The 13,506-nt window shown below is 69.1% G+C and carries 12 protein-coding genes; 5 read left to right on the forward strand and 7 right to left on the reverse strand.

The window, feature by feature from the left end:
* Positions 1-23 precede the first annotated feature (23 nt).
* From ACPEH1_RS12025 to gap, 3 genes are all read right to left on the reverse strand, one after another.
* Positions 24-1,376, reverse strand: coding sequence for a DUF3999 domain-containing protein (locus ACPEH1_RS12025; protein WP_166473383.1), 1,353 nt, complete (start codon positions 1,374-1,376; stop codon positions 24-26).
* Complete coding sequence (locus tag ACPEH1_RS12030) at positions 1,373-4,033, reverse strand: DUF2339 domain-containing protein (protein WP_287249930.1); 2,661 nt, start codon at positions 4,031-4,033, stop codon at positions 1,373-1,375. Before ACPEH1_RS12030 ends, ACPEH1_RS12025 begins: the two co-directional genes overlap by 4 nt.
* 165 nt (positions 4,034-4,198) lie before the next feature.
* A complete protein-coding gene (gene gap, locus ACPEH1_RS12035; protein ID WP_017356070.1) occupies positions 4,199-5,203 on the reverse strand; it encodes a type I glyceraldehyde-3-phosphate dehydrogenase in 1,005 nt (334 codons plus the stop codon).
* Between the two features lie 205 nt (positions 5,204-5,408).
* On the opposite strand from gap, the gene ACPEH1_RS12040 reads away from it, so the two are divergent.
* Positions 5,409-6,038: an OmpW/AlkL family protein gene (locus ACPEH1_RS12040; RefSeq protein WP_017356071.1), complete on the forward strand. Its 630-nt coding sequence runs from the start codon at positions 5,409-5,411 to the stop codon at positions 6,036-6,038.
* Between the two features lie 161 nt (positions 6,039-6,199).
* On the opposite strand, the gene ACPEH1_RS12045 is transcribed toward ACPEH1_RS12040, so the two are convergent.
* Entirely contained in the window at positions 6,200-6,895 is a 696-nt protein-coding gene (locus ACPEH1_RS12045) for an aspartate/glutamate racemase family protein (protein WP_136002996.1), read from the reverse strand.
* A gap of 97 nt (positions 6,896-6,992) precedes the next feature.
* Here ACPEH1_RS12045 and ACPEH1_RS12050 point away from each other — a divergent pair, with 97 nt between their 5' ends.
* Positions 6,993-7,817: a S1/P1 nuclease gene (locus ACPEH1_RS12050; RefSeq protein WP_017356073.1), complete on the forward strand. Its 825-nt coding sequence runs from the start codon at positions 6,993-6,995 to the stop codon at positions 7,815-7,817.
* A 9-nt stretch (positions 7,818-7,826) separates the two neighbouring features.
* Positions 7,827-8,639, forward strand: a complete 813-nt coding sequence (locus tag ACPEH1_RS12055) for an MBL fold metallo-hydrolase (protein WP_313242643.1) — start codon at positions 7,827-7,829, stop codon at positions 8,637-8,639.
* A 19-nt stretch (positions 8,640-8,658) separates the two neighbouring features.
* On the opposite strand, the gene ACPEH1_RS12060 is transcribed toward ACPEH1_RS12055, so the two are convergent.
* From ACPEH1_RS12060 to ACPEH1_RS12070, 3 genes are read right to left on the reverse strand one after another with little or no spacing between them, the layout of a single operon-like run.
* Positions 8,659-9,231: a hypothetical protein gene (locus ACPEH1_RS12060; RefSeq protein ID WP_423715833.1), complete on the reverse strand. Its 573-nt coding sequence runs from the start codon at positions 9,229-9,231 to the stop codon at positions 8,659-8,661.
* On the reverse strand, positions 9,228-10,409 hold the full coding sequence (locus ACPEH1_RS12065) for a TonB family protein (protein ID WP_153164710.1): 1,182 nt from the start codon (positions 10,407-10,409) through the stop codon (positions 9,228-9,230). The genes ACPEH1_RS12060 and ACPEH1_RS12065 overlap by 4 nt, the downstream gene beginning before the upstream one ends.
* Positions 10,402-10,767, reverse strand: coding sequence for a BlaI/MecI/CopY family transcriptional regulator (locus ACPEH1_RS12070; RefSeq protein ID WP_136002991.1), 366 nt, complete (start codon positions 10,765-10,767; stop codon positions 10,402-10,404). The genes ACPEH1_RS12065 and ACPEH1_RS12070 overlap by 8 nt, the downstream gene beginning before the upstream one ends.
* A 118-nt stretch (positions 10,768-10,885) precedes the next feature.
* On the opposite strand from ACPEH1_RS12070, the gene ACPEH1_RS12075 reads away from it, so the two are divergent.
* Both ACPEH1_RS12075 and ACPEH1_RS12080 read left to right on the forward strand, forming a co-directional pair.
* Positions 10,886-11,443 (forward strand): flavin reductase family protein, encoded by a 558-nt coding sequence (locus ACPEH1_RS12075; RefSeq protein ID WP_423715834.1) that lies wholly within the window; start codon positions 10,886-10,888, stop codon positions 11,441-11,443.
* A 31-nt stretch (positions 11,444-11,474) separates the two neighbouring features.
* A complete protein-coding gene (locus tag ACPEH1_RS12080) occupies positions 11,475-13,421 on the forward strand; it encodes an acetyl-CoA hydrolase/transferase C-terminal domain-containing protein (RefSeq protein WP_017356320.1) in 1,947 nt (648 codons plus the stop codon).
* Positions 13,422-13,506: the final 85 nt, after the last annotated feature.

A 13,506-nucleotide genomic window follows, 5' to 3' on the forward strand; every position in this document is an offset into this window, starting at 1 on the left:
AGGTGACGACGAGGGGTCGTCAACTACCGCGGCGTCTGCCGCAACAGGCTCACCGCAAACCCACCCACCACCAGCACACCGAGCACCAGCAGGCCCCACAGCAGCCAGCGCTTCCAGTCACGCACCGGCTGCACCGCCGCATCACCGCCAAGCGGCTGCGCCGGCCCCTGCACCGTCGCCAGCGCGGGCTGCCACTGGGCGCCCTGCTGCTCGCGCAGCTGCGCGATCACCGTGCCGACAGGTGCATCGATGCGTGCGGCACGCACGCTGCCGGCGGCAACGCTGAACGGCGGCTCGCCCTGGCTGAGGAAGACCAGCGCCTCGGGCTGGTAGCCCAGCTTCAGCGTCGGGGCGACGCCCCCCTGGCCCTGCGATGCCGCCAGCTTCCAGTAACGGTCGCGCGTGGCAACCGCCAGCGACTGGGCCTGCGATTGCCGGCGCGCGGCGGTGTCCTGCAACTGGTAGGCCACCCACGGGCCGGCACGCACCTGCCACGGCTGACCCGGATCATCGCGGCTGAGCAGCGTCCACTGCACCACGCTGTTGTCGGCGGTGGCGATGTCGGCCTGGGCAACCGGGAAGCGGCCGTCCAGCGTGTACTCGAACTCGCCCCGCGTGCCGGCAGTGCCGGTCAGCGAACGCCACTGCCACTGGATCGCCTGTGCGGGCGGCACGCGCTCGGCCTGCACTGCCGACAGCGCGGGAAGCGCATCGCCAGCCACCGGCAGGATGCGGAAATACTTCGCCTGGCGGCCGATTTCGATCCGGCGTTGCTGCAGGCGACGGCCATCATGCTGCAGGTCGACCAGCGGCACCTCATCGGCCACCCGCTGCCAGTCACGCAGATCGTCACTGGCGTCCACGCGCACGCGCACCTGCAGCGCCGCCGATGCCTGCCAGTCCAGCCGCAGCGCCTGCACGCTGCTGCGCAGCGCGCTGGCGTCGACCAGCCAGCCGCCGGGATCGGCGGTGCCGACACTGCGGCCCAGCCGTGCCTCGACCCGGCGCACACTGCCGTCGGTGTTGCGCTCGGTGAGCAGTTGCAGGTCGTCGCCCGCACCGCCGGCACGGGCCGGCAGCGGGAACCACGGCAGGGACTGCCATTGCGCGGCCTGCGCCAGCGGCTGGTCGGCCGACAGCAGCGCCGAGGGCAGCGCCTGTCCCTGCGCGTTGAACACCTGCACGTCGGCCAGCCGCGGCGAGACCGCGCTGCGGTACTGCGCCTCGCCCAGCATCAGCCGGTAGGCACCGGCCTGCGGCGAGGACAGCTGCAGTGGCCACTGCTCGCGGTAGTCCTGGCGGGCATCGGCCGCCGAAACAGCCGGCGCGGCCAAGGCAACGGAGAATGCGGCAATCAGACGGGCGACGAGGTTCACGGCTGCGGCTCCACGGTGGATTCCGGCGCACGCGGCGGCGCCGGTGCCAGGTAACCCACGACCGTGCACAGCAGGCCGTAGGCGATGAACGAGGCGATGCCAAGCAGGTTGCCCAGGTGCTGGCGATCGATCAGGACCAGCTTGGCCAGCACCACGCCCATCAGCACCGCGCCCACCAGCCACAGCAGGCGCTGGCCGCGCCGCGACCCCCAGACCCAGCTGATCACACCGAGCACGCTCCAGACCACGGTCAGGCTGGTCTGGGCCAGGGTCGACGACCACAGCGCCCGGTTCCACGGCACCGCGCCCCAGTGATGGACGGTGTGCAGCGTCGTGCTGGTCAGCAGGATGAAGCCGGCGATCGCCAGCAGCGGCACGCGCCAGCCGGCAGCGCCCGCCGGGGCGGCCGGTGACCACACCCAGCGCGCCAGCAGCACCAGCACGGCCATCTGAGCCAGCTCCATAGGATTGAGCAGCGGCAGCCACGGCAGCGGACGCGGGTCGCCAGCCAGCCACACGCTCACCCCCCATCCCAGCGCCAACACACCGAACCAGGTGCCCTGCAACGCCGGACGCGCAACGTCGAAGCGCTCGCCCAATGGCAGCGACAGCCACCGCCAGCGCTGCAGCGACATGGCCACCACCACCAGCCAGGGCAGCATCGCCAGTGCGGCGGTCCAGCCCGGCGCCAGGGCGAAGCGGTCGGCCAGCCAGCCGGCCAGCAGGGTCAGCACGCTGGGCCACAGCATCCACCACACGAACTGGGCGGCCAGCGCAGTGCGGTCCTGCGCGCCACGCAGGCACCACAGCCCGCGTACGCCGAGCAGCGCGAACGCCGCCCAGGCCCAGGCACCGTGGCCGGCGAACGGCTGGTCGTGCACCGCCGCCTGCCACAGCGCCAGCGGGAAGGCGGCCAGCAGCATCGCCAGCGTGGTCAGCACCAGCGCACGTGCCGGCCCGCGCCGGTGCGCCTCGGCGGCCCCCCATGCGGTCACCGCAACGGCAACCAGCAGCGCGTCCGGACGGCTGTCATGGGCAACGAAGCGGACGATCTCGTGGCTCGCACTGCCGAGCCACCACAGCAGGCCCCACAGGTAATAGACGATGGCCGGCGCATCGTGGCCGGCGCGCCGGTAGCTGAAGGCAGAGGCGAACCCGGCCAGCGCCAGCAGCAGGCCGCTCATGAAGGTGGGATTGGCGATCGCGGTGGCGTCGAGGTGCCAGTAATCGGCGCCGACCACGAAGCCGAACGCGGCGCCGAGCTGCAGCAGTGCCCCGGCAATCTGCGGCAACCAGCGCTGCTGGCGCAGGCCCAGCCACGCCAGCGCGGCGCCCTCCAGCGCGAAAACGCTGGCCGTGGCGCGTGCGGACAGGGCCAGCGGCACCGCCAGGGTGGCAAAGCCCACCGCCAGCACCGCATGCGACTGGCCCAGCGCGGCGTAGCGCGGGCGCCGGATCAACGCCCACGCCAGGCCCGCATAGACGGCCGCCAGCCCGAGCGCGCACAGCGCCAAGGCCAGACGGTTGTCGTGCAGCATGCCGGCCTGCAGCGAGAAGGCGATCAGCGGCGTGCCGAACACCAGGCTGCCATCGACCAGATCACGCTTCTCCGCCGGTTGCCGGCGGGCATACAGGATCGGGATGGCCAGGTAGAACGCGAAGAACAGCAGCAGGAACGGCTCGGTGCTGACGAACTTGTCCGGTGCGTACTGCAGCACGCCCCAGGCGGTCCCGATGCCGAAGGTGAACGCGAAGCCAAGCAGGTTCAGCGCGCGCCACGGCCGCCACCAGGCGATCGCCAGGATGGCCGTGTTGAGCACGGCATAGTAGGAGAACAGCGCAACGTGGTTGCCGCTGCCGGTGGACAGCCAGATCGGCGCCATGAACCCGGCCAGGATGCCCAGGACCGCCAATGTGCGCGAGTTCTGCACCACCGCCAGCACACCCATGCCGGCGATCAGCAGCACGCTCATGACGAACGCCGGCAGCGGATCGATCAGGTCGTAGCGTTTGAACGCGGCGAAGATCGTCAGCAGCAGGATGCCGATCGCCCCGCCCTGCAGGGCCAGCGCGAACAGCCGCCGACGGTCGCGCTGCAGCCAGCCGAACACCAGGCCGGCGAGTGCGCCGACGGCGATGCCGGCCAGGCGCATCTCGATCGGCGGATTCAGCCAGCCCTGGTCGCTGACGTACTTGAGCAGCGCGGCCACGCCGGCCAGCAGCACCAGCATGCCGATCTTGACCGGCACGTTGCCTTCGGTGAACCAGCGTTTGACCGCCGCCAGCGCACGTTCGGCCAGGTCCGGCCGATGCTCGTGGGGCTCCGGCTCGACCGGGCGGACGGGGGATGGCGTGGACACCGGGGCCGCCGCCTGCGGCAACGGCGGCGGCGCGGCGACCTGCGGCGGTGGCGGGGCTGCGACGGCCGACGGCCGCTCGACCCGCACCGGTTCGACCGCACGCGGCGGGGCAACGGGCGCCGCAACGGGCGCCGGCACGGCAATCTCCGGCGCTGCAGGACGTGCCTGGGCATCGGCCTGAGCGGCTTCCAGCGCGGCCACGCGCCGGCGCAGCCCGGCGATCATCACCAGCGCGACCACCAGCAGCACGGGCACCAGCAGCACCGCCAGTCCCAGCAGGACAATCAGAGCTTCCATTCCATCAGATCCTTATCGGCAAAGCCGCGGCCGCGCGCCTGGACGCGCATCCACGGTACGCGGCCATGCTAATGGATCGCGGCGGCGGGCAGCGCGATGCGGTGCCCAAACGCACGAACCCCGGCAGTGCCGGGGTTCGTGGGTACAGCGGGAAGGCGCGCGCGATTACTTCGCGGCCACGACCTTGGCCATTTCCAGGCACTTGTTGGAGTAGCCCCACTCGTTGTCGTACCAGGACACCAGCTTGACGAAGGTGCCGTCCAGCGCGATGCCGGCGTCGGCGTCGAACACCGAGGTGTGGGTCTCGCCGCGGAAGTCGGTCGCCACGACCTTGTCTTCGGTGTAGCCCAGCACGCCCTTCAGCGCGCCTTCGCTCTGTGCCTTCACTTCGGCGCAGATCTCGGCGTAGGTGGCTTCCTTTTCCAGCTCGACGGTCAGGTCAACCACCGACACGTCCGAGGTCGGCACGCGGAAGCTCATGCCGGTGAGCTTCTTGTTCAGCTCCGGAATCACCACGCCCACGGCCTTGGCTGCACCGGTGGAGGACGGAATGATGTTCTCCAGGATGCCGCGGCCGCCGCGCCAGTCCTTGTTGGACGGGCCGTCGACGGTCTTCTGGGTGGCGGTGGCCGCATGCACGGTGGTCATCAGGCCGCGCTTGATGCCCCACTTGTCGTTGATCACCTTGGCCAGCGGGGCCAGGCAGTTGGTGGTGCACGAAGCATTGGAGACGATGGCCTGGCCGGCGTAGGTCTTGTCGTTGACGCCGAACACGAACATCGGGGTGTCGTCCTTCGACGGCGCCGACATGATCACCTTCTTCGCGCCGGCATCGATGTGCTTCTGCGCGGTGTCCTTGGTCAGGAACAGGCCGGTCGATTCGATGACCACATCCACGCCCACCTCGTCCCACTTCAGGTTGGACGGGTCGCGTTCCTGGGTCAGGCGGATCTTCTTGCCGTTGACCAGCAGATCGCCGCCGGACACGGCCACGTCGGCCTTGAAGCGGCCATGCACGGAGTCGTATTTCAGCATGTAAGCCAGGTAGTCCGGCTCGAGCAGATCGTTGATGGCGACGATTTCGATGTCATTGCCGAAGTTCAGCACGGCCGAGCGCAGCACGTTGCGCCCGATGCGACCGAAACCATTGATGCCAACCTTGATTGCCATGTTCACAAGCTCCTGCAGCCGCGACGGTGCGGCGCCGATGGTAAGGGGCCGTCATTCTAGCAGGGCCGGACCGGCCCGTTTCCGGCCCCGGCCGGAGGTAAACGGTTACACACCGCGAACCGGGGATTGATCAGAATCAAGGCGCCGGCGGGCACGGAGGGGAACACTGGCCCCACTCCATTCCACCCCGCAACGAGACACCCTCATGCGCAAGACCGCCCCCCTCCTGCTGTCCAGCCTGGCCGCCGCCCTGGCGCTGGCCGCCGCCCCCGCAATGGCCCAGTCCAAGGGCGACTGGACGATCGGTGCCGGCGTGCACCAGGTCGCCCCGAAGTCGAACAACGGCGCACTGGCCGGCGGAACGCTGAAGGTCGACGTCGACAACGACATCAAGCCGACCATCACCGGCGAATACTTCATCGCCGACAACCTGGGCATCGAGGTGCTGGCCGCGCTGCCGTTCAAGCACGACATCAACATCGCCGGCCTGGGCCGCGTGGGCAGCACCAAGCACCTGCCGCCGGTGGTCTCGCTGCAGTACCACTTCAACAGCAAGGGCAAGGTCTCGCCGTTCGTCGGCGCCGGCCTGAACTACACCACCTTCTTCAGCGAGGAAACCGGCGGTGCGCTGGCCGGCAGCTCGCTGAAGCTGGACGACTCCTGGGGCCTGGCCGCCCACGCCGGCGTGGACTTTGCGGTCAGCGACAAGGGCTCGCTGCGTGTGGATGTGCGCTGGATCGACATCGACACCGGGGTCAAGCTCGATGGCGAGAAGATCGGCACCGTCAACATCGACCCGCTGGCCTACGGCGTGTCCTACGTATTCAAGTTCTGATCGGCGGATCGGAACCCCACCGCGCAACACCCCTCGCAGCAAAGCGCTTTCCCCGGCTCCGGCCGGGGATTTTTTTATCTGCCGGGTTCCCCCGTCGCCGCAGCCCCGTAGAGCCGGGTTCTACCCGGCTGCCGTCCAGCGCGGCAGCCCCGCAGCCCCCGTCAGTCCAGCAGGTGACGCCCTGCCGCCTGCGCGTGCAGCGCGGCGGTGTCGAACAGTGGCACCGTGGCGTCCTCGTCGGTGACCAGCAGCATGATTTCGGTACAGCCCAGGATGATGGCCTGCGCGCCCCGCTCCACCAGCCGCTGCATCACCCCACGATAGGCGTCGCGCGATGCCGGCAGGACCCGGCCCTGTACCAGCTCGTCGTAGATGATCCGGTGGACCACGGCGCGGTCGTCCGCCTCGGGCACAAGCACCTCCAGACCGAAGCGTTCGGCCAGCCGTACGCGATAGAAGTCCTGCTCCATCGTGAACGCGGTGCCGAGCAGCCCAACCCGCTGCAGGCCCGCCGCCTGGATCAGCGCGCCCACCGGATCGGCGATATGCAGCAGCGGCACGCCGATGGCCGCCTGTACCGCATCGGCCATGAGGTGCATGGTGTTGGTACAGATCACGATGGCGGTCGCACCTGCCGCTTCCAGACGACGCGCCACGTCGACCATCGCGCGGGTCGCCGCTGCCCAGTCACCGGCCCGCTGCAGCGCCTCGATGTCGGCGAAATCGAACGACCACATCAGCAGGCGCGCCGAATGCATTCCGCCCTGGGCGTCGCGCACCTGCTCGTTGATCATCCGGTAGTAGTGCGCCGAGCTTTCCCAGCTCATGCCACCGATCAAGCCCAGGACCTTCTGCACCGCTGCCGCTCCCGTGGTTGGCCAGCGCCCAGCCTACCCGCCCTGACGGCCGGCCGGCCAGATCCGGGCAAACCCGGCGGTGGACGCGCCCGCTAGAATGCAGCCGATGAACATCGCCTCCCTGCTTCCGGCCGCCGCCCTCGCGCTGGCCCTCACCGCCGTTTCCACCGATGCCCTCGCCTGGGGCGCACAAGGCCATCGCCTTGTCGCCCGCGTCGCCGAAGTCCGCCTCACCCCGCAGGCCAAGGCGCAGGTCGACCGTCTGCTGGCCGGCGAGCCCGACCCGACCCTGCACGCCATCGCCCCCTGGGCCGATGAACTGCGCGCCAAAGACCCCGGTCTGGGTCGCCGATCGGCGCGCTGGCACTACGTCAACATCGGTGAAGACGATTGCCGCTACGCCGTGCAGAAGCACTGCAAAGGCGGCAACTGCGTGGTCGAGGCACTGAAGGCGCAGACCGCCATCCTTGCCGACCGCACCCGTCCCGATGCCGAGCGCGCGCAGGCGCTGAAATTCGTTGTGCATTTCGCCGGCGACATCCATCAGCCGATGCATGCCGGCTACGGGCACGACAAGGGCGGCAACGACTTCCAGGTGCAGTTCAACAACCGTGGTACCAACCTGCACTCGCTGTGGGACAGCGGCATGCTCAATGCGCTGAAGCTGGACGATGACCAGTATCTGGCGCGCCTGATGGCACTGCCCGCGCCGAAGGTGGACAAGCGCTCGAAGATCGACCGCGACGCCGTGCAATGGGCCCAAGCCAGCTGCCGCATCGCCATTGCACCCGGCGTTTACCCGGACAGGCGTACGCTTCCCACGTCGTATGCCGCGACCTACCGCCCGGTCGCCGAGCGTGAGCTGCGCCTGGCCGGCGAGCGCCTGGCCGTGCTGCTCAATGACACGTTGGGCAAACGCTGAGGCACCCCCATGACACCGCACGTCGCCAGCTTCTTCCATCCGGACAGCCACACCTTCAGCTACGTGGTGCACGACCCGGCGACGCGGCAGGCCGCCGTGATCGATCCGGTGCTGGATTACGATCCGGACACCGACGCGCTCGGTGCCGGGCCGCTGCAGCCGCTGCTTGCACATGTGCGCGAGCACGGCCTGCAGGTGCGCTGGCTGTTGGAAACCCACGCCCATGCCGACCACATCAGCGCCGGCCGCTGGCTCAAACCGCATTGGCCACAGGCCACGCTGGCGATGGGCCAGGGCATCGTGCAGGTGCAGCGAACGTTCGCCCCGCGCTATGCGCTGGACGTGCCGACCGACGGCTCGCAGTTCGACCATCTGTTCGCCGATGGCGAGCGCTTCGCGCTCGGTGAAATAGCCGCCGAGGTCATCGCGGTGCCGGGCCATACCAGCGACAGCGTGGCCTACCGCATCGGCGATGCGCTGTTCACCGGCGATTCGCTGTTCATGCCCGATGGCGGCACGGCACGCTGTGATTTCCCGGGTGGCGACGCCGCCCAGTTGTACCGTTCCATCCAGCGGCTGCTCGCCCTGCCCGATGCCACCCGCGTGTTCATCTGCCACGACTACGGCCCGGGTGGGCGCGAGGTCGCCAATGAAACCACCATCGGCGACCAGCGCGCGCGCAACATCCACCTGCGCGACAGTGTCAGCCTGGCCGAGTTCGTCGCCACACGACAGGCCCGCGATGCGACGCTGGCCGAGCCGAAGCTGATGCATCCGTCAGTGAAGGCGAACCTGCAGGGCGGCCCGCAACGCGCCACCTGAGCCCTGCCGCCGCCGGCGCTCAACGACGCTGGCGGCGAACCGTGTGCTGTCCGTTCACGATCTCGAAGGTGAACGCGTAGAGCAGGCTGACCGGCACCGGCTCGATGCGCTTGGCCCCTGTGCAATCGCCCCGATCACTCGGCACCTGGCCGGCGGGATAGTGGCACACCGCTGCGGGCGAGTAGCGCCACTGCGCCACCGCCGCCTGCGCGGCGTCCAGCAGGGGCGTGTTCTCTGCCGCGGTGGCGGCATTGCACGACTCGCGATCGGTCAGCGGCAGGCTGCGTTCCACCCGGCCCTCGGCATCCACCACCACCTGCAGGCAGATCGTGGTCGGCGCGAGTGCGCGGCGCGGATCGCGGTCGCCGACCACCGGATCGGGCGCGGCATAGAGCTGCGGCATGCGGTAGCCTTCGCTCGCCTTCAGCGTGTACGGCTGCACCTGCCCGGCACCCCCGTCGGCGCCGTCCACGTTCAGCCGCTGATGATCCACGTTTTCCCTGCGGGTATCGACGGTGGTGAGCTGGTCGTGACCGGCGCAACCGCCGGTCACCAGCACCGACACCAGCAGCGGTGCCAGGGCATGCCTCATTGGCCAGGGCCGGTGTCGTCGAGCTTGAACGACATCGGTATCTTCAGTGCCGTGGCAACCGCCTTGCCGTCCCGGAGCGCCGGTTCGAAGGTCCACTGCTTCGCCGCGGCGATGGAGGCCGCATCGAAGACGCCGGCCGGCGTCGACGTCAACACCCGGATGTCGCCGGTCCTGCCCTGCGCATCCACTTCCACACGCAGCAGCACCTCGCCCGACACGCCCTGTTCGAACGCGCTGCGCGGATACTGCGGCGCTGCCATCTCCTTCGGCTTGGCATTCACCTGCACTGGTGCGGCACCGGTACCCTGCCCGGCCCATGCGATCCCGCCAAGCCCCACGCACAACCCCACCACCAGTACCTGCCCGGACAACCACGGCAACGCCTTCCGTTTGTGCTGCTTCAGCATGGCAATACGCTCCTTCAACATGGGTTGGCTGCGCCAGTGGCATGCCATCGGCGCAACCGGGTGGGCCAACTGCGCCTTCAACAGCGCGTTGGCATAAAGACGGCGCAGGGCCGGATGCGGATCGACCGTGCGCGCGTCGCAGGCCAGTTCCTGGTCGCGCAGCAGGCGGCGCACGGTCCACGGCAGCAGCGGATGGAACCAGAACACGCAGCGCAGTACCGCCAGCGCCGCATTGGCCCACGGATCGCCATGCCGCCGGTGGCTGTGTTCGTGGCGCAGGATCAGGTCCTGTTCGGCCGGGCTGAAGCGCTGTTCGAAATCCGGGCCGACCACCACGCGCGGCCGCCACAGGCCCACCAGCGCCGGCAGACCGGGATCGCCCTGCGCCTGCCAGCTGCCATCGACACGCGGCTGCAGGCGGCCGAGCGCCCGTTCGAAGCGGCGCTGCGCACGCCAGCTGGCCGTGGCCATCGCCAGCGCACCGGCCAGCCACGCGGCAAACAGCAGCAATGGCCACACCGGCGTATCGGCGGACATATCCGGTGCGCGCAGCGCGGCCGCCACCCCCTTCACCGGCGCGGACCCGGTGATCGGGAGGTTCGGCAACGGCAGGTACGGCACCACCAGCAGCATCGGCAGCAGCCACCAGCCGCGGTACGCCAGCGCCGCGCCGCCCAGCCTCAGCAGCACCGGCCGTATCGCGGCCAGCACCAGCACGGCCACCGACAGCCACACGCTGGCCTGCAACAGTGCGTTGAGCAGCTCAGTCATGGTCCAGCTCCTGGATCAGCTTCCTGAGGTCGGCGATGTCCTGCGCGCTCAGCTCGCCACGCTGGCTGAAGTGCGCCACCAGCGGCGCCACGCGCCCGTCGAACACACGCCCGAGAAAGCCCTCGCTCTGCTCGGCCACCCACGCCTGCCGCTGCAGCACGGGCGAGTAGCGATAGCGGCGGCCGTCGCGGCTGGCACTGATGGCCCCCTTGGTCAGCAGGCGATTGAGCAGCGTCTTGATGGTGGGCTCGGCCCAGTCGCGATCGGCCAGGGCGGCCACCACCTCGTCGGCGCCCAGCGGATGGTTGCGCCACAACACGTCCATTACCACGGCTTCGGCTTCGCTGATCTGGCTCATCATTTACATCCGTAATCGACAAACCGATTACGCCCGTAATCGAATCCGGTGTCAAGCCCTTCGACAACCGGTTCATGCGCACGCTGCCAGCATCGGGCGATTCCCCGTGGAGCCGCCGATGAGACGCTATCGGAAAGTGGACTTCCCCGTCGCCGAGGTGCGGCGCTTCCTCGAACCCGGGCCGGTGGTGCTGGTCAGTTCGGCGTGGAAAGGCCAGCGCGACATCATGACGATGGGCTGGCACATGGTTCTGGAATTCACCCCGTCACGGCTGGCGACCATGATCTCCAGCGGCAACCACAGCTTCGGGCTGATCCGCCGCAGCGGCGAATGCGTCATCAATGTGCCCACTGCCGCACTGCTCGATACGGTCGTGGGAATCGGCAACAGCAGCGGCGCGGACATCGACAAGTTCGCGCACTTCGGCCTGGATGCCGTGCCCGGCAGCGTGGTGGCCGCCCCGCTGATCGCGCAATGCCACGCCAGCTTCGAGTGCCGGCTGGTCGACCGCAGCCAGATCAGCCGGCATGGCCTCTTCATCTGGGAGGTGGTCAAGGCGCACGTCGCGCGCTCGCCGAAACTGCCGCACACCGTGCACTACCGCGGCGATGGGCAGTTCATGGTCTCCGGCGCCGAGGTCTCCCGTCGCCGTCTGTTCAACCCCGAAATGCTGTAATGGCCCGCATGATTTCGCAGGAACGCGCCGCATGACCGACCACCTGACCGACCTGGACGCCGCCGTCGACTGGCTGCTGCAGCGGGTCGACGGCCCCCTTCGCGTGGGTGCCCCGCTGGCGCTGGGCAAGCCGCACCGCCTGCTCAATGCCCTGTATGCGCGCGTGGAGAACGATGCCTCGCGGCCGCTGCAGTTGTACACCGCACTGTCGTTGAACCCGCCACGCGGCGGTGCCGGGCTGGAAGCGCGCTTCATGGGACCGTTTGCCGAGCGCCACTTCGGCGCCGGTTTCCCGCGCCTGGCCTATGCCGATGCGATGGCGCGCGACCGCCTGCCCGACCATGTGCAGGTGGAGGAGTTCTACATGCAGTCAGGCGCGATGCTGGGCTCGTCGCAGGCGCAGCGCAGCTACACCAGCCTCAACTACACCCACGCCGCCGATGCGGTGGCGCAGCGCGCGCCGCATGCGATCGTGCAGAAGGTGGCGATGCGTGCGAACGACCGGCGCCTGTCGCTGTCGTGCAACAACGACATCACCCAGGACACCCTGGATGCAATGGTCGCGCGCGGGCTGCCGCGCCCGCTGATGATCGCCGAGATCGATCCGCAACTGCCCTACCTGGCCGGCTCGGCCACGGTGGATGTGTCGTTCTTCGATCTGGTGATCACGCCGCCCGGGCCATATCCGGATCTGTTCGGCCTGCCGCGTCAACCGGTCGGCGATGCCGACTACGCCATCGGCCTGTATGCCAGTGCACTGGTACGCGACGGTGGCACCCTGCAGATCGGCATCGGGACCCTGGCCGATGCGCTGAGCCACGCGCTGGTACTGCGGCACACCGACAACGCGCGCTATCGGCAGATCCTGCAGGCGCTCGATCCCGACCTGGCCACGCACCCGAGCGTGCTCGCCTCCGGCGGGCTGGAGCCGTTCGAGATCGGCCTGTACGGCTGCAGTGAGATGCTCAACGAAGGCTTCCGCCGGCTGGTCCAGACCGGGGTGATCCGGCGCAAGGTGCACGACGATCTGGCCCTGCTGCAGCGGATCGAGAATGGCACCGCCTGGACCACCGATTACGCCACTCTCGACGCCGAAGGCGAGTACCTGCACGGCGCCTTCTACCTGGGCTCGCCGGAGTTCTACGAGTGGCTGCGCGACCTGCCCGATGACGAACGCCGTGCGATCGGCATGCGTCGGATCAGCGAGATCAACCAGCTCTACGGCGGCGATGAGACGCTGGAGCGGATGCAACGCCGCGATGCGCGCTTCTTCAACTCCTGCATGATGGCCACCGCATTGGGCGCGGCCGTCTCCGATGCGCTGGAAGACGGACGCGTGGTCTCCGGCGTGGGCGGGCAGTACAACTTCGTGGCGATGGCCCATGCCCTGCCCGGCGCGCGCAGTGCGCTGATCTTCCGGGCCACGCGCGAGGACAAGGGCGTGCTGCAGTCGAACGTGCGCTGGAACTACGGCCACACCACTATCCCGCGCCATCTGCGCGACCTCTACATCAATGAGTACGGCATTGCCGACCTGCGCAACATGACCGACGAGGACTGCGTGATCGCGATGGCGGGCATCACCGATGCACGCTTCCAGGCGGCACTGCTGGACCAGGCCAAAGCCGCGAAGAAGCTGGCTGCGGGATTTGCCGCACCGCCGGCCTGGCAGCGCAATTCCGCCACGGCGGTCAGCGCGGCACTGGCGCCGTTCCGCCAGTCCGGACTGCTGCCGGACTACCCGCTGGGCAGCGACTTCACCGAGGTCGAGCAGCACCTGGTCAAGGCGCTGGGCTGGCTGAAACAGAACACGCAGACGCGCGCGGCCAAGCTTCGCACGGTCCTGGCGGCGATCATGCAGCCGGCCGGTGACGGCGACGCGGTGTATCTGCAACGCATGGGGCTGGAGGCGCCGAAGGACATCGGCGAACGGATCGAAGCACGGTTGGTGCGGTTGGGACTGGCGCGTACCGCGTAGGCGCTGCTCACCTGCCCGGTACGCCGGGAGAAACGCAGAAGGCCGGGCAATGCCCGGCCTTCCGTTTGCAGCCGCCGAGCAGAGC

It is taken from the genome of Stenotrophomonas sp. NPDC077421, assembly GCF_049545505.1.
Lineage (GTDB): Bacteria > Pseudomonadota > Gammaproteobacteria > Xanthomonadales > Xanthomonadaceae > Stenotrophomonas > Stenotrophomonas nematodicola.